1 protein-coding gene is annotated in these 223 nt (G+C 65.9%); it reads left to right on the plus strand.

Annotation, left to right across the window (positions count from 1 at the left end; genetic code table 11):
- Window positions 1–223: carbohydrate porin (locus tag ACP7IZ_RS13910; protein WP_426849764.1), on the plus strand; the 223-nt coding region annotated here is incomplete at both ends.

Below are 223 nucleotides of genomic sequence, written 5' to 3' on the forward strand. Positions count from 1 at the left end.
GAGCTGTGGGGCAACGCCACGGGGGGCACGGCCTCGGGGGCTGATGGCGCCAGTGGATCGGGCACCGGCCCCGCCTATGATGGGGTGACCATGCCCACCCTGACAGTGGATCTGGAAAAGCTGATCGGCCTGAAGGGCGGCACGTTCAATGTCAGCGCCCTGCAGTTGCGTGGGCGCTCTATCTCGCAGGATCATCTGGCCAACTTCAACCCCGTCAGCGGGT

The organism is Acetobacter sp. AAB5, assembly GCF_050106715.1.
Classification (GTDB): Bacteria; Pseudomonadota; Alphaproteobacteria; order Acetobacterales; family Acetobacteraceae; genus Acetobacter; species Acetobacter oryzifermentans.